Source organism: Niallia taxi, from assembly GCF_004005475.1.
GTDB classification, from domain to species: Bacteria; Bacillota; Bacilli; order Bacillales; family Cytobacillaceae; genus Niallia; species Niallia taxi.
In genome coordinates this window covers 23,676-47,649 of the sequence record NZ_RZTZ01000023.1, presented here as the reverse complement: position 1 = coordinate 47,649, position 23,974 = coordinate 23,676, and the positions used below count along the sequence as shown (strand labels likewise).

At 40.0% G+C, this 23,974-nt stretch carries 25 protein-coding genes, 1 tRNA gene and 1 rRNA gene; 22 read left to right on the top strand and 5 right to left on the bottom strand.

Annotation, left to right across the window (positions count from 1 at the left end; all coding sequences use genetic code 11):
- The first annotated feature begins 9 nt into the window (after nucleotides 1-9).
- From rrf to tsaD, 6 genes are all read left to right on the top strand, one after another.
- Nucleotides 10-126, top strand: a 5S ribosomal RNA gene (gene rrf / locus EM808_RS26900).
- A 17-nt stretch (nucleotides 127-143) separates the two neighbouring features.
- Nucleotides 144-217, top strand: a tRNA-Met gene (locus EM808_RS26895).
- Nucleotides 218-360: 143 nt separating this feature from the next.
- The gene (gene tsaE / locus EM808_RS26890) at nucleotides 361-816 is read left to right on the top strand and encodes a tRNA (adenosine(37)-N6)-threonylcarbamoyltransferase complex ATPase subunit type 1 TsaE (protein WP_127742678.1); all 456 of its coding nucleotides are present in this window, start codon (nucleotides 361-363) and stop codon (nucleotides 814-816) included.
- Nucleotides 813-1,523, top strand: a complete 711-nt coding sequence (tsaB, locus tag EM808_RS26885) for a tRNA (adenosine(37)-N6)-threonylcarbamoyltransferase complex dimerization subunit type 1 TsaB (protein WP_127742676.1) — start codon at nucleotides 813-815, stop codon at nucleotides 1,521-1,523. The genes tsaE and tsaB overlap by 4 nt, the downstream gene beginning before the upstream one ends.
- A gap of 6 nt (nucleotides 1,524-1,529) precedes the next feature.
- A complete protein-coding gene (rimI, locus tag EM808_RS26880; protein ID WP_127742674.1) occupies nucleotides 1,530-1,976 on the top strand; it encodes a ribosomal protein S18-alanine N-acetyltransferase in 447 nt (148 codons plus the stop codon).
- Entirely contained in the window at nucleotides 1,976-2,995 is a 1,020-nt protein-coding gene (gene tsaD / locus EM808_RS26875) for a tRNA (adenosine(37)-N6)-threonylcarbamoyltransferase complex transferase subunit TsaD (protein WP_127742672.1), read from the top strand. The genes rimI and tsaD overlap by 1 nt, the downstream gene beginning before the upstream one ends.
- Nucleotides 2,996-3,193: 198 nt before the next feature.
- Here the strand turns inward: tsaD and EM808_RS26870 are convergent, their stop codons facing one another.
- Nucleotides 3,194-5,119 (bottom strand): ABC-F family ATP-binding cassette domain-containing protein, encoded by a 1,926-nt coding sequence (locus EM808_RS26870; RefSeq protein WP_127742670.1) that lies wholly within the window; start codon nucleotides 5,117-5,119, stop codon nucleotides 3,194-3,196.
- 146 nt (nucleotides 5,120-5,265) lie between these two features.
- Between EM808_RS26870 and moaC the strand changes: the two genes are divergently transcribed.
- Together moaC and EM808_RS26860 are read left to right on the top strand one after the other, a co-directional pair.
- The gene (gene moaC / locus EM808_RS26865) at nucleotides 5,266-5,766 is read left to right on the top strand and encodes a cyclic pyranopterin monophosphate synthase MoaC (protein ID WP_127742668.1); all 501 of its coding nucleotides are present in this window, start codon (nucleotides 5,266-5,268) and stop codon (nucleotides 5,764-5,766) included.
- A 27-nt stretch (nucleotides 5,767-5,793) separates the two neighbouring features.
- Nucleotides 5,794-6,453 carry a redox-sensing transcriptional repressor Rex gene (locus EM808_RS26860; RefSeq protein ID WP_127742666.1) on the top strand — a complete coding sequence of 220 codons (660 nt, stop codon included), beginning with the start codon at nucleotides 5,794-5,796 and terminating at the stop codon, nucleotides 6,451-6,453.
- A gap of 63 nt (nucleotides 6,454-6,516) precedes the next feature.
- On the opposite strand, the gene EM808_RS26855 is transcribed toward EM808_RS26860, so the two are convergent.
- Together EM808_RS26855 and EM808_RS26850 are read right to left on the bottom strand one after the other, a co-directional pair.
- Nucleotides 6,517-6,732: a YdiK family protein gene (locus tag EM808_RS26855; protein WP_127742664.1), complete on the bottom strand. Its 216-nt coding sequence runs from the start codon at nucleotides 6,730-6,732 to the stop codon at nucleotides 6,517-6,519.
- Nucleotides 6,729-7,457, bottom strand: a complete 729-nt coding sequence (locus EM808_RS26850; protein WP_127742662.1) for a CPBP family intramembrane glutamic endopeptidase — start codon at nucleotides 7,455-7,457, stop codon at nucleotides 6,729-6,731. The genes EM808_RS26855 and EM808_RS26850 overlap by 4 nt, the downstream gene beginning before the upstream one ends.
- A 390-nt stretch (nucleotides 7,458-7,847) precedes the next feature.
- Here EM808_RS26850 and groES point away from each other — a divergent pair, with 390 nt between their 5' ends.
- From groES to EM808_RS26815, 7 genes are all read left to right on the top strand, one after another.
- Complete coding sequence (groES, locus tag EM808_RS26845; RefSeq protein ID WP_127742660.1) at nucleotides 7,848-8,132, top strand: co-chaperone GroES; 285 nt, start codon at nucleotides 7,848-7,850, stop codon at nucleotides 8,130-8,132.
- 51 nt (nucleotides 8,133-8,183) lie between these two features.
- Nucleotides 8,184-9,812, top strand: a complete 1,629-nt coding sequence (gene groL / locus EM808_RS26840) for a chaperonin GroEL (protein ID WP_127742658.1) — start codon at nucleotides 8,184-8,186, stop codon at nucleotides 9,810-9,812.
- A 376-nt stretch (nucleotides 9,813-10,188) separates the two neighbouring features.
- Complete coding sequence (gene dcuS, locus EM808_RS26835) at nucleotides 10,189-11,790, top strand: DcuS/MalK family sensor histidine kinase (protein WP_127742656.1); 1,602 nt, start codon at nucleotides 10,189-10,191, stop codon at nucleotides 11,788-11,790.
- The gene (locus tag EM808_RS26830) at nucleotides 11,787-12,494 is read left to right on the top strand and encodes a response regulator (RefSeq protein WP_127742654.1); all 708 of its coding nucleotides are present in this window, start codon (nucleotides 11,787-11,789) and stop codon (nucleotides 12,492-12,494) included. Before dcuS ends, EM808_RS26830 begins: the two co-directional genes overlap by 4 nt.
- Before the next feature lie 187 nt (nucleotides 12,495-12,681).
- On the top strand, nucleotides 12,682-13,650 hold the full coding sequence (locus EM808_RS26825; protein WP_127742652.1) for a 2-keto-3-deoxygluconate permease: 969 nt from the start codon (nucleotides 12,682-12,684) through the stop codon (nucleotides 13,648-13,650).
- 74 nt (nucleotides 13,651-13,724) lie between these two features.
- Nucleotides 13,725-15,428, top strand: a complete 1,704-nt coding sequence (locus EM808_RS26820) for an NAD-dependent malic enzyme (RefSeq protein WP_127742650.1) — start codon at nucleotides 13,725-13,727, stop codon at nucleotides 15,426-15,428.
- A 212-nt stretch (nucleotides 15,429-15,640) separates the two neighbouring features.
- Nucleotides 15,641-16,399: an IclR family transcriptional regulator gene (locus EM808_RS26815; RefSeq protein WP_127742648.1), complete on the top strand. Its 759-nt coding sequence runs from the start codon at nucleotides 15,641-15,643 to the stop codon at nucleotides 16,397-16,399.
- A 43-nt stretch (nucleotides 16,400-16,442) separates the two neighbouring features.
- Here EM808_RS26815 and EM808_RS26810 read toward each other — a convergent pair whose 3' ends face one another.
- On the bottom strand, nucleotides 16,443-17,204 hold the full coding sequence (locus tag EM808_RS26810) for a LamB/YcsF family protein (protein ID WP_127742646.1): 762 nt from the start codon (nucleotides 17,202-17,204) through the stop codon (nucleotides 16,443-16,445).
- A gap of 305 nt (nucleotides 17,205-17,509) precedes the next feature.
- On the opposite strand from EM808_RS26810, the gene EM808_RS26805 reads away from it, so the two are divergent.
- The 7 genes from EM808_RS26805 (at nucleotide 17,510) to EM808_RS26780 (ending at nucleotide 23,038) form a co-directional block, all read left to right on the top strand.
- The gene (locus EM808_RS26805) at nucleotides 17,510-18,232 is read left to right on the top strand and encodes a DUF969 domain-containing protein (RefSeq protein ID WP_127742644.1); all 723 of its coding nucleotides are present in this window, start codon (nucleotides 17,510-17,512) and stop codon (nucleotides 18,230-18,232) included.
- The gene (locus tag EM808_RS26800; protein WP_127742642.1) at nucleotides 18,232-19,194 is read left to right on the top strand and encodes a DUF979 domain-containing protein; all 963 of its coding nucleotides are present in this window, start codon (nucleotides 18,232-18,234) and stop codon (nucleotides 19,192-19,194) included. Before EM808_RS26805 ends, EM808_RS26800 begins: the two co-directional genes overlap by 1 nt.
- Before the next feature lie 34 nt (nucleotides 19,195-19,228).
- The gene (gene pcp / locus EM808_RS26795) at nucleotides 19,229-19,876 is read left to right on the top strand and encodes a pyroglutamyl-peptidase I (RefSeq protein ID WP_127742640.1); all 648 of its coding nucleotides are present in this window, start codon (nucleotides 19,229-19,231) and stop codon (nucleotides 19,874-19,876) included.
- 158 nt (nucleotides 19,877-20,034) lie between these two features.
- A complete protein-coding gene (gene pxpB, locus EM808_RS26790; protein ID WP_127742638.1) occupies nucleotides 20,035-20,790 on the top strand; it encodes a 5-oxoprolinase subunit PxpB in 756 nt (251 codons plus the stop codon).
- Nucleotides 20,787-21,806: a 5-oxoprolinase subunit C family protein gene (locus EM808_RS26785; protein WP_127742636.1), complete on the top strand. Its 1,020-nt coding sequence runs from the start codon at nucleotides 20,787-20,789 to the stop codon at nucleotides 21,804-21,806. The genes pxpB and EM808_RS26785 overlap by 4 nt, the downstream gene beginning before the upstream one ends.
- Before the next feature lie 37 nt (nucleotides 21,807-21,843).
- A complete protein-coding gene (locus tag EM808_RS28845) occupies nucleotides 21,844-22,005 on the top strand; it encodes a hypothetical protein (protein WP_164849805.1) in 162 nt (53 codons plus the stop codon).
- 187 nt (nucleotides 22,006-22,192) lie between these two features.
- Nucleotides 22,193-23,038: an STAS domain-containing protein gene (locus EM808_RS26780; RefSeq protein WP_127742634.1), complete on the top strand. Its 846-nt coding sequence runs from the start codon at nucleotides 22,193-22,195 to the stop codon at nucleotides 23,036-23,038.
- Between the two features lie 39 nt (nucleotides 23,039-23,077).
- Here the strand turns inward: EM808_RS26780 and EM808_RS26775 are convergent, their stop codons facing one another.
- On the bottom strand, nucleotides 23,078-23,917 hold the full coding sequence (locus EM808_RS26775) for a manganese catalase (protein ID WP_127742632.1): 840 nt from the start codon (nucleotides 23,915-23,917) through the stop codon (nucleotides 23,078-23,080).
- Nucleotides 23,918-23,974: the final 57 nt, after the last annotated feature.

Genomic DNA, 23,974 nt, shown 5'->3' with positions numbered 1-23,974 from the left:
ACATAATAGTCTGGTGGCGATAGCGAGAAGGTCACACCCGTTCCCATACCGAACACGGAAGTTAAGCTTCTCAGCGCCGATGGTAGTTGGGGGCTCTCCCCCTGTGAGAGTAGGACGTCGCCAGGCATATTTTATATTACCGTCGCGGGGTGGAGCAGTCTGGTAGCTCGTCGGGCTCATAACCCGAAGGTCGCAGGTTCAAATCCTGTCCCCGCAATCAAACCAGAAAATCCTTAGGGTCAAACCTAAGGATTTTTTTTTAGAAATAAAGGAAACAATGTTACATTTATTAGGAATGTTTCCTCACTATCTATATAATGAAGATAGGAAAAATAATCTTAGACAAACTAGGTGAGTTTTATGGATAAATTTATATGGAAAACAACTAATGCAGATGAGACAATGGCTTTTGCTACAAGGCTTGCTGAGCTCTTAGATAAAGGAGATGTGCTGACACTTGAAGGAGACCTAGGTGCAGGGAAAACTACCTTTACAAAAGGATTAGCAAAAGGGCTTGGGATTACAAGGACAGTTAACAGTCCGACATTCACGATTATTAAGGAGTATGTAGGAAGACTTCCTCTTTACCATATGGATGTTTACCGAGTGGAGGATGCCTTTGAAGATCTTGGGTTTGATGAATATTTTGAAGGTAATGGTGTTACAGTTGTAGAATGGGCTCACTTAATAGGGGAACAGCTGCCAGAAGAATATTTGAACATCAGTCTTCACTATAAAAATGAGACAGAAAGAGAAATTGTGCTTAACCCCTTTGGGTCAAGATATGTGCACTTATGTAAGGAGTTAATGAAATGAAAATACTAGCCATTGATACATCCAATCTTGTATTGGGCATCGCAATTATTGATCAGGATAAAGTTATTGGGGAATATATTACCAACCTGAAAAAAAATCATTCTGTCCGAGCAATGCCGGCAATTGAAATGCTAATGAAGGAATGTGATGTAAGCCCAACTGATTTGACGAAAATCGTGGTAGCGAAAGGTCCTGGTTCTTATACAGGTGTCCGGATTGGAGTTACAATAGCAAAAACACTTGCTTGGACGTTGAACATTCCGCTTGTTGGGGTGTCTAGTTTGCAGGTTCTGGCAGCAAGTGCTGGCCGGTATTTCCCAGGCAGTGTAAGTCCACTGTTTGATGCAAGAAGAGGGCAAATATATACAGGCTTATTCAAGTTTACTAATGGCAATGTGGAGCAATTGGAGAAGGATCAGCTTATCCTAGCAAAGGATTGGGTGAGCAGGTTAAGTTCGGAGCAGGAAAAGGTATTATTTACTGGTAATGACCTGTCCATTCATAAGGAATTATTTGAAACAGAATTAAAGGAAATTGCTGTGTTTGCAGATTATGCAGACTTTAATCCAAGGCCGTCTGTTTTGGCGAGGTTAGGCCAAGCTATGGAGGCAGAGGAAGTTCATCCATTCACTCCGAATTATATTCGTCTAGTAGAGGCAGAAGCAAACTGGCTTAAGGCAAATAATAAAGAGTTAAAGGAAGAGTAGATTATTATGGCAGATTATCTTTTTCGAGAAATGACCATTGGAGATATTGACAATGTCCATATAATTGAGACGCTTTCCTTTAGTACCCCATGGAGCAAGGATGCCTTTTATAATGAGTTGACTCAAAATAAATTTGCTAAGTATATAGTCATTGAAAATGGAGAGCAATTGGTTGGTTATATTGGGGCATGGATTGTCATTGACGAGGTTCATATTACGAACATTGCCATTTTGCCTGAATTCAGAGGCCAAAAGCTTGGTGAACAGCTACTCGGAACAATGATGGAACAATCAAAAAGACTTGGAGCTAAGTCAATGACATTGGAAGTAAGAGTGTCAAACACAGTTGCCCAAAACCTGTATAAGAAGCTTGGTTTCCAAAATGGGGCAATCAGAAAGAATTATTATACCGATAATCAAGAAGATGCTTTAGTAATGTGGGTGAATATATAATGAAAAAAGATATTTTAATAATGGGAATGGAAACAAGCTGTGATGAGACGGCTGTATCTATCATTAAAAATGGAACTGAAATACTATCGAATGTTGTAGCTTCTCAAATTGAGAGCCATAAAAGATTTGGCGGTGTGGTCCCTGAGATTGCCTCGAGGCATCATGTTGAACAAATAACATTGGTTATGGAAGAAGCATTAAAAACTGCTGAAGTAACCTATACAGATCTAGATGCTATAGCCGTCACAGAAGGTCCTGGACTTGTTGGTGCTTTGCTTGTTGGAGTTAATGCGGCAAAGGCAGTCAGCTTTGCACACGGTATTCCTCTAGTTGGGGTCCATCATATAGCAGGACATATTTATGCAAACCAGCTTGTGGATAATCTAGAATTTCCACTATTGGCATTAGTCGTATCTGGTGGTCATACAGAACTTGTATATATGAAGGAACACGGCCATTTTGAAGTAATTGGTGAAACAAGAGACGATGCAGCAGGAGAAGCCTATGACAAAGTGGCAAGAACTTTAAGGCTTCCTTATCCAGGGGGACCGCATATAGACAGGCTGGCGGCTGAAGGAGAAGCGTCTATAAAGCTGCCACGAGCATGGCTGGAAGGCAGCTATGATTTCAGCTTCAGCGGGTTAAAGTCGGCAGTTATCAACACTGTTCATAATGCTGAACAAAGAGGAGAAGTCATCAAGCCAGAAGATTTGGCGGCAAGCTTTCAAGAAAGTGTAATTGATGTTTTGACGACGAAAACAATTCAAGCAGTTAAGGAATATAAGGTTAAGCAAGTTGTCCTTGCCGGTGGAGTTGCTGCTAACAAGGGATTAAGAGCTGCTTTAGAAGAGAAATTCTCAAGAATTAAAGATGTTAAATTAACCATTCCACCGCTATCTTTATGCACAGATAATGCTGCAATGATTGGTGCTGCAGGTACAGTTTTCTATAAAAAAGGTCAAAGAGCACTTTTAGATTTGAATGGAAACCCTGGTTTAGATATTACTATCCACAACTAGGTATAAATCCCTGTTTATAAACAGGGATTTATTTTTCGTTTTGAATCTGTGTGTCCACATACCTGTGGATAATGTGAGTAAAAACAGAATAAATTGTGGATAGTGTGAATAATCCTGTGGAAAGCTAATATAATAGCTATTTTTATGTGGATAAAAATGTGGAAAAAAAGTACTGGGCAGATTCCCGCCCAGTACTTTTTACTTATCTGACAATTCAGTCCACTCATCCATAAGTCTGTCTATTTCACTTTTGAATTCCTCTAGTTCTTTATTCAGTTCAAAAACCTTTTCATGGTCTTGGAAAACGTCAGGCTCACATAGTTTCTCCTCATGCTCTGCTACGTGTTGCTCTAAGCCTTCAATTGTTTTCTCAATTTCTTCAATGCGGCGAATACGTTGTCGTTCTGCCTTTTTAGCTTCTTTATCCTGCTGATAGGATGTTTTTTCTGATGCTTCAACAGCTATTGCTGAACTTAAAGCATTCGTTTCCAGTGCAAGCAGCTCTTCTTGCTCTAATTTCTTTTCTACATAATAGTCATAGTCTCCAAGAAATTCAGTAGAACCCTCTGGTTGTAGCTCTACCACTTTTGTTGCAATCCGATTAATAAAGTAACGGTCATGAGAGACAAATAATAATGTGCCAGGATAATCAATCAGAGCATTTTCTAACACTTCCTTGCTGTCCAAATCAAGATGGTTTGTCGGCTCATCCAAAATAAGAACATTTGGCTTTTCCATCATAAGCTTTGCAAGAGCAAGCCGAGCTTTTTCTCCACCGCTTAATGAATTAACGATCTTCAATACATCATCACCTGAGAAAAGAAAATTGCCTAATACTGTCCTGATTTCTTTTTCAGGTCTTAGGGGGAACTCGTCCCATAACTCATTCAATACCCTTTTATTAGAATGAAGTTCTGCTTGTTCTTGATCATAATAGCCCACCATTACATTTGTTCCCCAAGCAGTAGTTCCAGCATGCTTATCAATTTTTGAGATAATCGTCTTTAATAATGTTGATTTGCCGACACCATTAGGTCCTACCAATGCAACACTATCCCCTCTGTTCAACTGGAAGGTGATGTTTCGGGAAACAGTATTGTCCTCATAACCAATAGCAAGGTCTTGGATCTTTAACACATCATTACCTGTTTGCTTCTCGATTTGAAATCCAAACGAAGCGGACTTTTCGTCTCCATCTGGCCGATCCAGCCGATCCATACGGTCAAGAGTTTTTCTTCTGCTTTGTGCTCTTTTCGTAGTGGAGGCTCTTGCCAGGTTTTTTTGAATGAATGTCTCAAGCTTTGCAATCTCTTCCTGCTGTTTTTCGTAAACCTTCATGTCCCGTTCATAGTTCTCCGCTTTTTGCTCTAAATAAGAGCTGTAATTTCCAATGAACTTCTGAATATTGGTCCGAGAAAGCTCATATATTTGGGTTACAACTTTATCTAAGAAATAGCGGTCATGGGATACGATAAGGACTGCACCATCATATCCTTGTAAATATTGCTCAAGCCATGAAAGTGTTTCTATATCCAAATGGTTTGTTGGCTCATCCAGAATTAAGATTTCAGGTGTTGTGAGTAATAGCTTTGCAAGAGCAAGCCTTGTTTTTTGGCCTCCGCTCAATGTGGAGATTTTTGTGCTGTAATCAAAGGATGCGAAATTTAAGCCGTGAAGAACAGAGCGAATATCTGCTTCATATTGATATCCCCCATTTTCCTTAAAGTTATATTGGAGTACATCATATTCCTTTAAAATCTTTTCGAACCGATCAGGCTGGCTGCTTACGGCTGGGTCTGCCATCTGCTGCTCGAGCTTTCTAAGTTCCGCTTCTTGCTGCTGAAGGCTTTTAAAAACGGTGAGCATCTCGTCCCAAATGGACAAGTTTGATTCAAGACCGGTATTTTGAGCTAAATAGCCAATTTCAACATTTTTTGGCTTGATGATCTCCCCGGAATCATAGGAAAGCTGGCCAGCAATCATTTTTAATAAAGTAGATTTTCCAGCACCATTTCTACCTACTAACGCAATTCTGTCTCTTGTTTGCACTTCTAATTTTATATTGGATAAGATTATTTCAGCTCCAAAGTATTTGGAAAGCTGATTCACTTGTAAAAGTATCATTACGAAATTCACCTCAGAATGTATGTATATCAAGTGTAACTTAAATGTAAGGGAAACCGCAATAAAGGCAATCGCAGGCTACGAAAATTCTTTAATGATACACTTTATCAGGAAAATAGTGTATTATTTGCTTAGAGGTGTTAAAAATGAAGAGTTTTACACACTTTAATGATGAGGGTAGAGCAAAAATGGTTGATATAAGTGAAAAAAGCGAAACAGCTCGTAATGCAGTAGCCCACTCAAGCATTATTGTAAATAAACATATATATGAGAGCATTAACAATAATACGATAAAAAAAGGAGATGTTTTGGCTGTAGCCCAAGTAGCAGGCATTATGGCAGCAAAGAAAACATCTGACTTAATTCCGATGTGTCATCCTATTTCCTTAAAGGGAGTCGATATTTCCTTCCATTGGGAAGAAGAACAGGATGACTACCGTCTAGTTATAGAGGTGTCGGCAAAAACGGTTGGAAGTACTGGGGTGGAAATGGAAGCATTAACTGCAGCATCCGTCACGGCTTTAACAGTTTACGATATGTGCAAAGCAATTGATAAAGGAATGATCATTGGCGAAACCTATTTGCTTGAGAAATCAGGCGGAGTTAATGGTTCATACAAAAGGAATAATAAACAGCAGGATAGATAAGATGTAATATTAAGGTAGGGGATCACAATGAGCAATGAAATAATGAAGATACCGCAAGCAACTGCAAAGCGGTTGCCTTTATATTATCGCTTCTTAAAAAATTTGCATTCATCAGGGAAACAAAGAGTTTCGTCTGCAGAACTGAGTGAAGCAGTGAAGGTAGATTCAGCTACCATCAGAAGAGACTTCTCATATTTTGGAGCATTAGGGAAAAAAGGGTATGGATATAATGTGAATTATCTGCTTTCCTTTTTCCGAAAAACACTAGATCAAGACGAACTGACGAAGGTTGCCCTGATTGGTGTAGGAAATTTAGGGGTTGCCTTTTTAAATTATAATTTCTTGAAAAACAACAATACGAAAATTGAAGTGGCATTTGATATTGCAGAAGACAAGGTTGGACAGCCTATTGGAGATGTAGATATTCATCATATGGACGACCTGGAAAAGGTTATCCTTGAGCATGATATCCAGGTTGCTATCTTAACTGTACCAGCTGCAGTTGCACAAACGATTACTGATCGGCTTGTTGATAGCTCCATCAAAGGTATTTTGAACTTTACACCAGCCCGATTGTCAGTTCCTCCAAGTGTGCGCATTCATCATATTGATTTAGCGGTTGAGCTTCAATCTCTTGTTTACTTCCTTAAGCATTATCCAACACCAGAGGTATCAGAAGAGGAATGAGCCTAAAAAAAGCAATTATAAATGCTACATTTATAATTGCTTTTTTTTATATTTATACAAGGTTTATCTCTCCTGCTTTTTGCGAGCAGCCCTTTTAATGAAATAATGGAAGGAAATAAGACGAATTCCAGTTCCTATATCAAATGTTGCCAGTATGACAAGAATATAGGAAAAGAATCCCCAGCCTCCATGGTCACGGACTGATTGAACAGCAAAATAGGTAAATAAAGCACCGAGTATTAAATATAGTATTCCAGAGAGTAATGCTGACTTCCTCATAAAAATCCTCCAATAAATTGTGAAATGTTCTCCATATTCCTTTGCCATTCCTCAATAGCATCCAGATTATACTGGATGAAAACGACTAGTGAGTTCATTGCTACATGAGCAGTTATCGGAACCCAAATTCTTTTTGTCCTAACATAAAGGAAGGCGAAGGTGAAGCCCATACTGGCATAAAGCAGAATATGCACAAATTCCATATGTGCGGCCGCAAAGACAAGGGAACTAATCAGCGCAGATAGAAAGAAGCCTAATCGATTATAGAGTACCCCGAAAATAATCTTTCGAAAGATTATCTCTTCCAAGATCGGACCGGCAACGGCAATCACAAGTATCACAAGCGGACTGTACTCAACAAAGCCCATAAGCTGCTGCGTATTTTCTGATTCTTGCTCGATACCTAAAGCCATTTCAATGGAACCGGCAATACTTTGAGCAATCAAGGAAAGAAATACACCTGCCACTGCCCATCCAATGCTTGCGGGAATGCTCGAGGCATTGTGGCGAATGGGATTTTTCATCTCATGGCGAAGCAGGATAAGGATAACTAGCAATGTCACAACAAAGCTGAAAATCAGCCAAATGACTACGGAGGCCATTCCGAGGTTTACAGTATCATACCCGAGCAGCTTCCCGATAAACATAACAATGGGAACGCCAATTAATGTCGATAATTGCATAGCAATATACGATATTACAATAATCCAATATTCTTTTTTCAAGATATCTTACTCCTTTTCGATTATTCTACTATATAGAATAAGCATATAAAGATAAGAGCTTATGTATTCTTCCCATTAAACATAATGGCAAATCGCTTTATGCAGATAATGATTAGAATAAGTAATACATACACTATTTATTCTACTAATAAGTGCTTGCTTACTCAAATAGAACACATTAAAAAGAGGAGAATTTATGAATAAAGTCGAAGAAAGAGTGTATACTTCTTAAAGGCGTGAAAACTACGAGGTTTAAATTTTTTGTAAAATCTAAGTGTTGTCTCTTGCAAATTATAAAAAGATTAATTAATATAATAATTGTGTTAGCACTCAAGAGTGATGAGTGCTAATAGTGATGAATTTACATAAAACTTGAGGAGGTTGTTTCACTTGTTAAAGCCATTAGGAGATCGAATTGTTATTGAGCTTGTTGAAACAGAAGAAAAAACTGCAAGTGGCATCGTGTTGCCTGATTCTGCTAAGGAAAAACCACAAGAAGGTAAAGTAGTAGCAGTTGGAAACGGCCGTGTTCTTGACAATGGAGAGCGTGCTGCACTCGATGTTTCTGTTGATGATGTAATTATCTTCTCAAAATATTCTGGAACTGAAGTTAAATATGAAGGGAAAGAATATTTAATCCTTCGCGAAAGCGACATTCTTGCAATCGTACAATAATAGAAAAATTAATATATACGTAATTTAAAATACTTGAGGAGGTTTTTTTAAATGGCTAAAGATATTAAATTTAGTGAAGAAGCTCGCCGCTCTATGCTTCGTGGTGTAGATGCACTTGCTGACGCAGTTAAAGTAACACTTGGACCTAAAGGACGCAATGTTGTGCTTGAAAAGAAATATGGTTCACCGCTAATCACAAACGATGGTGTTACAATCGCAAAAGAAATCGAATTAGAAGATGCTTTTGAAAACATGGGTGCAAAACTTGTAGCTGAAGTTGCAAGCAAAACAAATGATGTTGCAGGGGACGGAACAACAACTGCTACAGTATTGGCACAAGCGATGATCCGTGAAGGACTTAAAAACGTAACTGCTGGTGCAAACCCAATGGGTATCCGCAAAGGGATGGACAAAGCGATTGCAACAGCTATCGAAGAGTTGAAGGCTATCTCTAAACCAATCGAAGGCAAAGCTTCTATTGCACAAGTAGCTGCTATCTCTTCTGCTGATGAAGAAGTTGGTCAATTGATTGCAGAAGCAATGGAACGTGTTGGTAACGACGGTGTTATCACAATTGAAGAATCTAAAGGATTCACAACTGAATTAGATGTTGTAGAAGGTATGCAATTCGACCGCGGATATGTATCTCCTTACATGGTAACTGATTCAGACAAAATGGAAGCTGTTCTTGACAACCCGTACATCTTAATCACTGATAAAAAGATTTCTAACATTCAAGAAATCCTGCCAGTGCTTGAGCAAGTTGTTCAACAAGGCAAACCATTATTGATCGTAGCAGAAGATGTAGAAGGTGAAGCAAACGCTACATTAGTAGTGAACAAACTTCGCGGAACTTTCACAGCTGTTGCTGTTAAAGCACCAGGCTTCGGTGATCGCCGTAAAGCAATGCTAGAAGATATCGCTGTATTGACTGGCGGAGAAGTTATTACAGAAGATCTTGGCTTAGACCTTAAATCTGCAACAATCGAATCATTAGGCCGTGCTGCAAAAGTTGTTGTTACAAAAGAAAACACAACAATTGTAGAGGGTGCAGGAGATTCAGCAAGCATCGCATCACGCATCAACCAAATCCGCGCTCAATTAGAAGAAACTACTTCTGAGTTCGACCGTGAGAAATTACAAGAGCGTCTTGCTAAGCTTGCAGGCGGAGTTGCTGTCGTTAAAGTCGGCGCTGCAACTGAAACAGAATTGAAAGAGCGTAAATTGCGCATTGAAGATGCATTGAACTCAACTCGTGCTGCAGTGGAAGAAGGTATTGTAGCTGGTGGTGGTACTGCACTTCTAAACGTATACAATAAAGTTGCGTCTATCGAAGCAGAAGGCGACGAAGCTACTGGTATCAACATCGTTCTTCGCGCAATCGAGGAGCCAGTTCGCCAAATCGCTCACAACGCAGGTCTTGAAGGATCAGTTATCGTTGAGCGCCTTAAACACGAAGCAGTTGGAACAGGCTTCAACGCTGCTAACGGTCAATGGGTAAACATGATCGAAACAGGAATCGTTGACCCAACTAAAGTTACTCGTTCTGCACTTCAAAACGCAGGAAGCGTTGCTGCTATGTTCTTAACAACAGAAGCAGTAGTTGCTGACAAGCCAGAACCAGCTGCACCTGCAATGCCTGATATGGGCGGCATGGGTGGAATGGGCGGCATGATGTAAGGCTAAATAAGCCAAACATCTGAAAAATAGCTACTACTATTTTTCACCCTATATGAGAAAATCTTCTCACACCAACCCCACTTTCTTTTTGAAGAAAGTGGGGTTTTTTGTGTTGAAATTCCAATTTACCCCAGAATAATACTTTTTTTAATTACATAAATCAGCTTGCTTGGTTCAAGTACTATAATAAAATGGGATAAATTTATTCTGTTTTATTGAAAGCGCTTTTTAATCAAATCACTATAAAAGTTACTTTTAATAATAGCAGTTGGTTCATTCAATAATATAAGGAGAGACCTGCTTAAAGCTGATTTTGAGGCTTAATGGTATTCTCTTATTTTTACATACCTAATGATAATCATACCTGGAGGAATTTATGAAAAAGGGCAAACTTAGTTTACAAGCTATCATTATTATTTTTGTATGCATTGTGGTTGCGTTGTCACTTGGGATAACCGACTTGCTTATAAGTAAAAGTATTACTTCCAGTGTAGAAGAGACACAGAAGGAAAAAGCGCTGAATGTCGCAAGGACAATGGCCGTTTCACCATTAGTGATAAGGTCTCTTGAAGGAAAAGAGAATCAGGCGGATGTTCAGACTTTTGCTAATCAAATAAATGACAAAACGAATGTGAACTTTGTTGTTGTTATGGATATGTCCGGTATTCGGCTGTCACATCCTGAGTCCAACAAGGTAGGGAAGCACTTTCTGGGGGGAGATGAAGGACCTGTTCTTAAGGGGAAGGAGTATGTTTCCATTTCAAAGGGAACTCTCGGTAAATCTATGAGGGCATTTACCCCAATTAAAGATTCTGAGGACAAACAAATTGGGGCAGTTGCTGTTGGGATTTCTTTAAAAAGTGTTACAGAAGCTGTTGATAAAGGCCGGATGGGAATTGTGCTTGGGACGTTAATTGGACTTCTCATTGGAATAATCGGTGCCGTTGTTTTGGCAAGGTATATCAAAAAAACGCTGTTAGGACTCGAGCCGTCTGTTATTGCAAAGCTGCTTGAAGAGCGCAGTTCTATGCTTCAGTCTGTGCGCGAGGGAATTATCGCGATTGACCAGGAAGGAAAAATCACCCTTGTTAACAAGGCAGCGAGTAAGCTTTTTAAAAGGGCTGGTCTTGAAGAAGAGCCATTGGGAATGAATATTGAGGATTATTTACCGGAAACGAGGCTAACGCGCATTATCAAATCGGGTGAAACAGAGGTCGATCAAGAGCAGAACCTGCAGGGAGTTACGATACTAGTAAACCGGGTGCCCGTCGTGGTGGGAAATCAGGCGGTTGGGGCCATTGCTACCTTCCGAGATAAAACAGAGGTTCAGCATTTAGCTGAACAGCTTACAGGTGTGCGTAATTACGCAGATGCTCTTCGCGCTCAGGCCCATGAATTTATGAATAAGCTGCATGTTATTCTTGGTCTAGTCCGGACTGAACAATACGACACGCTTGCTGATTATGTAAATGAAACGGTAAATCATAGGGAAACGGAAATGAGCTTTGTGACAAAGAAGGTCCAAGATCCTGTGCTTGCTGGATTTCTGATTGGTAAGCTAAGCTTTGCGAGAGAATCAGGAGTTTCCTTTTCATTTGATTGTGCTAATATGCTCCCTAAGCCTGCCAACTCGGAAATCACTCATGAGCTGATAACGATTATTGGAAATCTATTGGATAATGCAATAGAGGCAATTGCGAACAGTATAAACAAAAAGGTCCATCTTAAACTGGATTATGCAGAGGATATTTTAACAATCGAGGTTAAAGACACAGGGATGGGCATGACACATTCACTCCAAAACAAAATACTAGATAAAGGCTTTTCAACTAAAGGAAATAATCGCGGATTTGGATTATACCTTTTGGCGCAGGCAATTGAAAGACTGGAAGGGGAACTAATTATTTCATCCAAGCCTGGAAAGGGAACGAGTTTTGCTGCTTATGTATCTTACCAAGAGGAGGAGGAAGAAAATTGATTAATGTAATGATTGTAGAAGATGACCCGATGGTAGCACAAATAAATAAACGATATCTTACCAAAATTGAAGGATTCCGGTTGGCTGCAACAGCCACCTCAGTTGATGAAGCTATACAATTACTTGATACGGAAGAAATACAGCTTATCCTTTTGGATATTTTTATGCCGGGAAAACTTGGAATAGAGCTGTTAGCACATCTTCGGAAAAATGAGCTTGAAATTGATGTTATTATTATCTCTGCTGCATCCGATCTTGAACGCATTAAGAAGGCGTTAAGATATGGGATTGTCGATTATTTAATCAAGCCTTTTGAATTTGACAGGTTTAACACGGCACTTACGACCTATTATGAACAAGCTCGGTTGATTGATAAACAAGATTCGGTAAGTCAGCAGGAGCTGGATAGCTTGCTTTTGCACAGAGATGAACATGTCATCGCAGAGGAGCTGCCAAAGGGATTAGCGAAGGATACGTTAAAGCAAGTATGGGATGCTGTTCAGAAATTAAAGGAAGAGCCTTTTTCGACTGATGACATTGTTAATATTGTTGGCATCTCAAGAGTTTCTGCCAGAAAGTATCTTAATTTTCTTAAGGACATAGGAATTCTTGATGTTAAGGTTATCTATGGAGCGGTCGGCAGACCTGTTTATCAGCATGAATATAATCAATTTAAAGAGCACTTAATAAAAAATTTTTTGTAAGCAGTTATGCAAGCTGCTTACTTTTTTTATTTACAAAAAGAATTATTAAACTTTCTTAAACTATGAAAACGGTTTATGGGGGAATATGATGGACACGTAACAAAGGGGCAATCATTGCAATCGCTTTCTGTGGCGTGCAAGGGAATTTGGATTTTCACATATTAAATGATGACAAGGGGGAGTAAATATGCAAATTCCAATTAAGAAAACGCTCGATAAAATTCCAGGTGGGATGATGGTAGTTCCACTTTTTTTAGGGGTATTAACAAACACATTTTTTCCGCAATTTTTAGAGATCGGGCATTTTACAACAGCATTATTCAGTAAAGAGGCCTCATCCACTATTTTAGCTTGTTTTATGTTTTTAATTGGCTCACAAATTAACTTCAAACTAGCACCAAAGGCTATTAAAAAAGGTGCAATATTATTATCTGGGAAATTTATAGTAGGTGCAGGGTTAGGTATTTTAATTGCTATGATTTTTGGTCCTGCTGGAATATTAGGAATATCACCACTCGCCATTCTTGCAGCATTATTAAATGCTAATGGGGGCCTTTATGCATCCCTTGCTTCATCTTATGGTGACGAAACAGATGTAGGGGCATACGCATTGTTCTCATTAAAAGATGGTCCATTTTTCACGTTAGTAGCATTAGGTGCTTCTGGTCTTGCTTCTATTCCATTTCAAGCACTTGTAGGGGTATTAATTCCAATATTAATTGGGATGATTTTAGGGAATATCGATCCTGATATGAGAAAGTTTCTTGGAAGCAGTAAGCTATTATTAATCCCATTCTTCTCCTTCCCATTAGGTGCAGGAATGAATTTGAACACGATTATCGAAGCGGGAGGTCCTGGTTTACTACTTGGATTAATAGCTTCATTTACAGGAATTGGCGCTTTCTTGCTTTTGAAATTATTTAAGGAAAATCCTATCGTTGGTTTAGCGACTGGTTCGACTGCAGGCAACGCTGTAGCAACACCGGCAGTTGTTGCGGCAGCAGATCCAACTCTTTCTGCAATAGCTCCGGCTGCAACTGCACAAGTTGCGGCAGCGTGTGTGGTCTCAGCAATAGTTTGTCCGATTATTGTCAGTTATGTATATAAAAGGTCTGAAAAGAAAAAGGCTAAAAGGGCCATTGTAAGCGCAGCATAAAAAAGTACATTTATGATGATAAATATAGACAATATTCGTAACTAAATTTACTTCAGAAAGAAGGATTTCCGAAAATGAGCGTGCCTGATAATGTAATCATTACAACATTAAAAGGAAAAGAAGTACTATCTAATCCTTTTATAAATAAGGGAACAGCATTTACTAGAGAGGAAAGGGAAGAGCTTGGACTCGACGGTTTGTTGCCGCCCCATGTACTTACACTTGATGAACAGGCAAACAGAGCCTATGAGCAATATTCTATGAGGACTACAAATCTTTTCAAAAACGGTTTGCTTTATGATTTATATAACCGCAATGTCGTCCTTTTTTACAGACTTTTGAAAGACCACTTGGCAGAAATGCTTCCGATCATCTACACACCTACTGTAGGAGAAGCGATTCAGACATACTCTCACAGCTATCATCGCCCAGGTGGGTTATATCTTTCCATTGATCACCTTGAAGGCGTTGAAAAAGGCTTCGCAAATCTAGGGGCAGCCAAAAACGACATTGACTTAATTGTTGTCACTGACTCTGAAAGTATTCTTGGGATTGGAGATCAAGGGGTAGGCGGTATAAATATTGCAATCGGTAAACTTGCTGTTTATACAGCAGCAGCTGGCATTGATCCGAGCCGTGTTTTGCCAATCGTGTTGGATGTCGGTACAAACAATCAGTCATTAATTGATGATCCTATCTATATTGGCAACAAATTCGCCCGTGTTCGTGGTGAGCGTTATGATAAATTTATTGAGTTATTTATTCAGACAGCCAGAAAATTTTTCCCAGATGTGCTTATTCATTGGGAGGATCTTGGCAATGTGAATGCTCGAAATATTTTAGAAAAATACGGGGATAAAATCCTTACTTTTAACGATGATATCCAAGGCACAGGTGCCGTCACGCTTGCGGCTATTATGTCTTCGTTAAAAACAACAGGAACATCTTTGCAGGATCAGCGTATTGTTGTTTTTGGACCTGGAGCAGCAGGGATTGGCAACGCTGATCAAATGGTAGATGCTATGGTTCTAGATGGATTGTCTGAAGCCGAGGCTTATGAACGTTTCTGGGCAGTTGACTATCGAGGGTTACTGACAGATGAAACACCTGATGTCTTGAAATTTCAAATGCCTTATGTAAGAAAAGGAGAGGAAGTGAAGGACTGGGAAAGGAACGGGGACGGTATTATTCCATTATTGGAAGTAGTAAAAAGAGTAAAGCCAACCATCCTTATCGGTACTTCAGGGCAAGCGGGCGCCTTCACAGAGGAAATAATAAAGGAAATGGCCAAGCATGTGGAGCATCCAATTATCATGCCTATGTCAAACCCAACTCATCTTGCAGAGGCAGTACCAGAGAACCTGATTAACTGGACAGAGGGCAAGGCACTAATTGCAACAGGAAGTCCGTTTGACAATGTCGAATATAACGGAGTTTCCTATGAAATAGGACAGTCCAATAACGCATTTGTATTCCCAGGTCTTGGTCTCGGAGCGATTGTTGCTAAAGCCCAAGTAATCTCAAAAGGAATGTTTGCAGCTGCAGCAAACGCTGTTGCTGAGATGTGTGAAACTTCAGAGCCAGGTTCGTCATTACTGCCGCCAATTGAGAAATTACATGATGTATCCATCTATGTTGCCGTTCAAGTTGCAAAGGCTGCACAGGAGGAAGGAATTGCGAGAGCAGACATTACGGATGTACCACAAGCTGTGGTGGATGCAGTTTGGCAGCCTGAGTATAAGGAAATTAAAAGTGTTGGAATTTGGACGCGGGTTTGAAAATTTTAACAAAGCCAACTTTTCAATAATCATTTAATTTAGTTGTTAGAGCTTCTCATAATTCTTTATGAGAAGCTTTTTTCTGTTGCTGCAATGCGTACACCTTCTATTGAGAGTTTTCCGCAATTGCCATTCTCCCATCTCTGCCAATAAGGTATAATAATGGCATGTATCAAAACGGAAAAATGGAAAGTAAAGAAGGAGGGGTGTGCTTGCAAAGCAAAAACAAAACGGTTGTGAAGTCGATGGATATTCTTAATCTTTTTCTTCATCATTCAAAGCTGAGTTTTAATGAAATAGTGCAGTATTCAGGGATTCCAAAGACATCTGTGCACCGAATGGTATTGTCACTTGAGGAAATGGGGCTGCTGGCTAAGAATGAGGAAGACAGCAAGTATTCGCTTGGTCTTTTGTTTTTACAGTTTGGTCATTTGGTGGCAGAGCGACTTGATATTAGGCAGGTGGCCTTGCCTGTAATGCATCGGCTTCATCAGGAGGTTGGCGAGGCTGTTAATTTGATAGTTCGGGATGGAAGTGAGGCTATCTATATTGAAAAGCTCGATACGAAACAGCCTGTAAGGCTGTATACGGCAATAGGGAGAAGGACACCTCTTTATGCGGGAGCCTGTTCGCGGGTCATTCTTGCATTTCTGCCTTACATGGAGCGGGAACGGTATATTGATGAAACAGAATTGAAGCAGATAGCGTCTGGGACAATTGTTGATAAAGGAAAGCTGCGTCAAGCAATAGTAGAATCTCGAGAGAATGGTTATTCTGTCAGCTATTCAGAGCTGGAGGATTATACGGCGGCGCTTGCTGCTCCGGTCTTTAACTTTAAAGGGGAAATTGTTGCCGGTATCAGCATAGCTGGCCTTGATGTTAATTATCGAGAGGACAAGCTTGAATCACTTGCTGAAAAAGTTAAGGCGGCAGCGCTGGAGGTATCGCAAAAATTAGGATTCATAAAATAAAGGAAAGGACATGGAGTAATAATCCATGTCCTTTTTGTATGTCTTAAGAGCGGAAAGCTGCAATCTCAATTCCTGACAATTCAAGAGTTTCCTTAATTTGCTGTGCGAAAGCAAGTGCTGCCGCCCCATCGCCGTGTATGCAGACAGTGTCAGCTTTGACAGGTACGTCTACTTGCTGTCTTGAAAGAACCTTTCCTTCCTTTATCATGCGAACGACTTGTCCAACTGCTTGTTTTTTGTCATGTATAAGAGCATCTGGCTCTGTTCTTGGTGTTAATGTGCCGTCAGCTTGATAAGTACGATCAGAAAAAACCTCATTTGCTGTTTGTAAGCCGATTTTTGCTCCAGCACGAACTAACTCGCTGCCTGCAAGCCCAAATAAAATCAACTCAGAATCTACTTTGTAGACAGCTTCTGCAATTGCGATTGCAAGTTTGCTGTCCTTAGCTGCCATATTGTACAAGGCACCATGTGGTTTGACGTGCTGCATTCTGGTGCCCTCTGCTTTGACAAAGCCAGCTAATGCACCAATTTGATAAATGACCATATCATGTGCTTCCTGTGGCGTAATGTTCATATTTCTACGCCCGAATCCTGCTAAATCAGGTAGACCTGGATGTGCCCCAATCTGAACATTATTTTTAAGTGCCAGCTTAACGGTTTTCTGCATTACAGATGGGTCACCTGCATGAAAGCCGCAGGCAATGTTTGCAGATGTAACGAAGCGCAGAATATCTTCATCCATTCCTAGCGAATATGCTCCAAAACTTTCTCCTAAGTCACAGTTCAAATCAATTTTATACAAAAAATCCCCTCCTTAGTATTCCGAATAAAGGAACTGTTGTTTCAAATATCGTAGCATAAAACTGTATTTATGCATATCATATAAATTTTATAAAATTAAAATTATTCCATTTAACACGAGTAAATGACCATTTAGTAGATAACGTTAGTTTGAAATAATAAATTATATTGTATTTTTATTCTTATTAGTATAATATAACAGATGAATCTAATAATTCAGAACTAGCATTCCGAATAACGGAACTGTTGGAGATGAGGAATTTAATTTTACTAAAACAGTAGATACATAGAAGGGAGTTAATATAGATGATAAAGCTAATCGGAATTCTTGTTGTAGCACTTGGCTTTGCATTTCGCTTTAATACTTTGCTTGTTGTTACGGTAGCAGGCATCACAACTGGCCTTGTGGCTGGATATTCTTTTAATGAAATCATAACGTTATTTGGACAGTTTTTTATTGATAACCGTTATATGTCCTTACCAATAATTCTTACATTGCCGGTAATCGGAATTTTAGAGCGCTACGGATTAAAGGAGCGGGCAGAATCTTTAATCAAAAAAGCGAAAAATGCAACAACAGGACGTGTGCTGTTGACATATTTATTCATCAGGGAAGGTTCTGCAGCAATTGGTCTTAACATTGGAGGACATGCACAAACAGTTCGTCCTCTTGTTGCCCCAATGGCTGAAGGAGCAGCTGCGGCACGTTACGGGGAGCTGCCGGAGAAAACAAAAAATGATATTAAGGCACATTCTGCTGCTGCTGAAAATACAGGTTGGTTTTTCGGTGAGGATATCTTTATCGCGACAGGTGCGATCTTGCTTATGAAGGGCTTCTTTGATTCAGTTGGCATTCATGTAGGTGTCTGGGATATGGCGCTTTGGGGAATTCCTACTGCAATAACTGCTTTAATTGTCAGCTGGTTCCGTTTTAACCGTCTAGATAAACGGATTGCTAGAGAAGCTGGTGGAAGCGGAAATTCAAGCAGCTTACCAAAAAAGAATGATAAAGAAGAGGGGGTTCTGTAATGCATTTAATAACACTTGATACGCTTTATTACTTATTAGGCATTATAGTAGCCTTTGTTGCTATTCGTGTAGCAGTTGATAAAACTCATCCAACTCGTGTTGGCTCTGCTATTTTCTGGGGGATATTTGCGATAACCTTCTTGTTTGGCAAGCAGATTCCGCCTCTTTACGTTGGCTATCTTGTTTTGATTATGGTAATAGTTGCTTCTATTGGAAAGGTAACAAAGTCCAAGGAAGAGGAGCCAGATCCTGTTGAAAGGGAAGGACATGCGGAGAGGCTGAAAAATAAAATTTTCATTCCTGCTATCCTGATTCCATTGTTAACGATTGTTGGCACACTTACACTTGGGAAAATTAAATTTGGTTCTGTCCAGCTTGTAAATCCTGAGAATGTTACATTGATTGCTCTTGGTCTTGCTACGATTATTGCTTTTGTAGCAGCACAGCGTATTACGAGAGCAAAGGCAGTCGTTCCTGTAAATGAAGGCAGCCGTCTATTACAAGCCGTTGGCTGGGCTGTTATCCTGCCACAGATGCTTGCGGCACTTGGAGGCATTTTCTCTAAGGCTGGAGTTGGAGATGTAGTATCAGGTATTGTAGGAGATCTATTGCCAACAAATTATGCCTTTGTAGCAGTAGCAGCCTATTGCATTGGGATGCTGTTGTTCACAATGATTATGGGTAATGCATTTGCTGCGTTTGCTGTTATAACAGGAGGAATTGGTCTGCCTCTTATTGTTCAACTGCATGGAGGGAACCCTGCAATTATGGCAGCACTCGGCATGTTTGCTGGTTATTGTGGAACGTTAATGACACCAATGGCAGCCAACTTTAACATCGTTCCAACAATGCTCTTGAATTTAAAGGACAAAAACGCAGTAATAAAGGCGCAAGTCCCAATTGCTATTCCTGTATTTATTGTTAATATGCTGTTAATGTATTTTCTAGTGTATCACTTTTAATTTAATACTAGCTAAAATGGGGAGGTAGTATGCTGTGCAGAAGATTTTACTGACAGGCTTTGATCCGTTTGGAGGAGAAGAAACGAATCCGGCATTGGAATCGGTGAAGAAGCTCAACGGGGTACATGTTGGGGAATATGTAATCGTATCAAAGGAACTTCCAACAGTGTTTAATGACTCAATTACAAGATTAAAAGAATACGTAAAGGACCTCGAACCAGCTCTTATCATTTGTGTTGGTCAAGCGGGCGGCCGTCCAGATGTCACAATTGAGCGAATTGCCATTAATGTCAATGACGCAAGGATTGCTGATAATATAGGCCAGCAGCCAATTGACACAGCTGTTGTTGAGGGTGGTCCGGCAGCTTACTGGTCAACCCTGCCTATTAAGGCGATTGTTAAAGCAATGCGGGAAAATGGCGTGCCTGCTTCTGTTTCTCAAACTGCCGGCACCTTTGTATGTAACCATATTTTCTATGGTTTGATGCACTTGCTCGCGCAAGCAGGAAACAAGATTAGGGGAGGATTTATTCATATCCCATTTCTCCCAAGTCAGGCAGCATTACATCCTAATCAGCCGAGCATGGCGCTTGAAACAATTGTTAAAGGCCTGCAAACAGCTGTTGAAACAGCGATTGCCAATGAAAAAGACATAAAGGAAGTAGGCGGCCAGACACATTAAGCTATTCTAACTTTATGTGTAATGATTAATAGGGTGGCATGAGTGTTTAATGCTCATGTCATTTTCTTTTAGGTATAAGTTTTTCTGAAAAATTATGACAAGTATAATAGATGCAACTGATATTCTGAAATACGAAGTTTAGATGGTAGGGGGATTAGATGGGACAAAATATCATTGGTAGTTTAAGACACATAAACATAAAGCCGCTTGGAGATTCAGCGATAATTGTCCAATTCGGTACGGACATTAGTCCAGAGGTGCACTTAAAGGTAAAAGCGTTTTCGGAACAGCTTGATAAAGATCCTTTTTGTGGTTTGGTTGAGTATGTTCCCGCTTTTACAAGTGTAACTGTCTTTTATCACCCATTAACTGTTTACCAAATGTACAAAGGCGAGGGAAGCAAAGAAAAGCTGTCACCATATAAAATCGTCCATTCTATCATAGAGAAAAGGCTAGAGAAATTGCAAGCACCACTAGCCAATGAACAAAGGGTAGTTGAAATCCCAGTATGCTATGACGGGGAGCTAGGTCCCGACTTGCAGGCAGTGGCAGATTACCATTCTCTGTCAACGACAGAAGTAATTGAAATCCATTCAAAAGCGGAATATCTCGTTTTTATGATTGGATTTGCACCTGGTTTTCCTTATTTGGGAGGAATGTCAGAACAGATTGCAACACCTCGTCACACATCACCAAGACTATCAATACCAGCAGGATCTGTCGGCATTGCCGGCATGCAAACAGGGGTATATCCAATTTCTACTCCAGGAGGCTGGCAAATTATTGGACGTACGCCTGTCGATCTCTTTTATCCAGATAGAAATCCTCCAAGCCTTCTCCAATCAGGTGATATTGTCAGATTCATGCCGATTTCGATTGAAGAATATAACGGGTATAAGGAGACGTTAGTATGAGTTTACGAGTGGTGCGCCCAGGTCTACTTACAAGTATTCAAGATTTGGGCAGATATGGCTATCAAAAATATGGTGTTATTGTCAGTGGGGCAATGGATTCCATTTCTCTTCGAATTGCAAATCTGCTTGTTGGCAATCAGGAAAAAGAAGCGGTTTTGGAGATGACATTAGTCGGAGCTTCCTTCATTGCAGAACATGACTTGCTTATTGCTGTTACGGGAGGAGATATGCTAGTAGCTATTGATGAAAAAACTGTGCCATTATGGCGCCCTGTATATGTGAAGAAAGGGAGTCAGCTTCGTTTCCAATCTTCCCAAACAGGCTGCAGAACTTATTTGGCTGTTGCTGGCGGTTTTGCGGTGGACGAAGTTATGGAGAGTAAAAGCACCTATTTACGGGGAGAAATAGGCGGCTATAAAGGTCGAAGATTACAAACAGGCGATATAATAAACTGTGGCATATTTGTGAGCACTCCAATTCTTGAACAGCTTAGGAATTCTTTATCTGATTCTTTTTCTGCTACTAAGTGGCATGTTAATCCAGAATCGTTTATTAATTTGAAGGAAAAGGTAATTCGCGTTATTAAAGGCGGGGAATTTGAGCTTTTTACGAAGGAGAGCCAAGAGCATTTTTTTAATGGTGAATTTCAGATCACTCCAAATTCTGACAGAATGGGTTTTCGCCTTCAGGGAGCACCTCTGCAGATGAAAGAGCCATTGGAGCTTATTTCTGAGCCTGTAACAAATGGCACCATTCAAGTTCCGAAGGATGGAAACCCAATTGTTTTACTTGCCGATCGGCAAACGACAGGAGGTTACCCGAAATTCGCCCAAGTGGTAACAGTCGACCTTCCTTTGCTTGCCCAAAAGAAGCCTGGCGAAAAAATCTGTTTTAAAGTGATTTCCTTAGAAGAGGCAGAACAGCTATATTTAAGACAAGAACAGCAACTGGAGAAACTAAAGGCAGGCCTTCAGCTAAAGTCGCTAAAAAAGGCGAGCAGTGCAATAAAGCTATAAGATTACTAAAAAAATAATAAGAGGGAGCATCAATTCTATGTGGGTAATAACGGTCTACTCTCAGGAAAACGAGACAGCACTTTTTGAGTTTAATACGGAAAAAGAGGCACGGGAGGCTTGTAAGCTAATAGTCGGATGCAAAATTCTTACAGAGGTCATTTACTTTAATGATGAAGGCTTTTCTTTAGAAACTGCATGAAGGAAGCAAAATAACTCAGTACCTTTACACTGAAATAGATATAAGTTCCTGTTTCTAGTTAAAATGTCCGATCTAATCAATAGTTTATCAAAATGGAAATTTTTGAAACAATGTAAAATGATTGCTGAAATTGATATAATAATCAATAATAAGCTATTGAATTTCGGTTATTGGGGGAGCAGGTTTGATGGGGGAAAATATAAAGCATCTAGGTAATGTATTATTACAACAAAAGCGAGAGATTGCATTGACTGTGCATAAACGCAGATTAGAAGGAGAAAGCCTGAAAACACTTCAAGAGATTCGTCATGTGGAAGAGGAGCTTCTTAGGCTGCGTGCTCATTTTATTTCTCTATTTGGACAAAGCCTGTTAAACCAAGATTTTGAAGGTTCTCTTTCGATGTTTTCAGACTGGGGAATCAACACTGGCGCGAGTCTCTCTGCACAAGGTGTGCCGTTAGATGAAGCACTGAAGGATGTGGCTTTTTATAGAAGGGCCATATGGGAAGTATTAAAGAAGGAAATGAAGGAAAAAGACTTTTCTATTGATGAGGTTTTTGAAGTAAAAGACATTATTGATCCGTTATTAGATTTTGCTTTATATAATTTTAGCCTTTCCTATGTTGATTCTTATACGAATACGCTCAACAATTCAAGGAGAGCCTTTTTGGAGCTGTCTGTTCCGGTTGTGCCTATTACAAATGATATTGCAATCCTGCCGTTGATTGGTGATATTGATACAGAAAGGGCACAGCTGCTTATGGAAGAAACATTAATAAAAACAAGGGATATGGGTATTAATCACTTAATTATCGATATTTCCGGCGTAGTTATTATTGATACGATGGTTGCAAATGAATTGTTCAAGCTAATGGATGCATTAAGACTTCTTGGTGTTGCCACTATTTTCTCCGGCGTTCGTCCAGAGATAGCTCAAACAATGGTGAATCTTGGTTTGAATACGAAGGATCTTGTTACAAAAGCAAGCTTAAGACAAGCACTTGCTCTATTAGAGAGAGAAAATATAAAATAAATGAACAAGCTGGCTAATATATGCCAGCTTGTTCATTTATTATTTGAGTGCGTCGATTGTATTTAAGTCATGGTGCAGCGATTCTGCTGGCACCTTATTTTTAGGTACTTGTCCTTTTGCAACAGGCTCCTTCACATATACAAAGTCCCCAGAACCATCCTGTGCTGATCCAGTTGCCCATAAGCCGTCAGATGACTCTGTTCCTTCAGAAAGATTCCAGAATTCATAAGCTTCAGGCTGTGATTCCATTTCCATTTCTGGCGGGAAGCTTGCTGGTACAACAACTCCGTTTTTCGCTTCTAGCTCCTCGATCGCTGCAAGCCATTGATATTGGTGATATCTGTCACGAGCCAGCATTTTTCTAAATGTAGCTCTGACACCTTCGTCTTTTGTCATATGGTAAAGTCGCGCAACCTGCAGGCGGCCTTGGCTTTCAGCATGAAGGTTTGATCGCATGTCTGCCAAAAGATTTCCGCTTGCTACGATATAAGAACCATTCCAAGGTACTCCGTTAGAGTTAGTAGGAAGGCCTCCCAAACCACTTACTAGCAAATGCTGTGGATTAACTCCGCCCATAATAGCAGCTATCGTTGGATCTTTAGCTGCTTCTGCCTGATCATCTGGTGATGCGCCATCTAGCAGCTGGCTTATAAGGGAACATAGCATTTCAACATGTCCAATTTCCTCAGTACCGATATCCATCAGCATATCCTTATATTTTTCATTCCCACGACAATTAAACCCTTGAAAAAGATATTGCATCATAACAGTCATTTCTCCGAATTGTCCACCAAGAACCTCTTGAATTTGGCGTGCCAGCATTGGATCTGGCTTGTCTACCTTTACTTCAAACTGTAATTCCTTTTGATGACGAAACACATATATCTCCTCCTTTTGGTTATAGCAGTTACGCTTATGAAGTACCCCTACTCGATT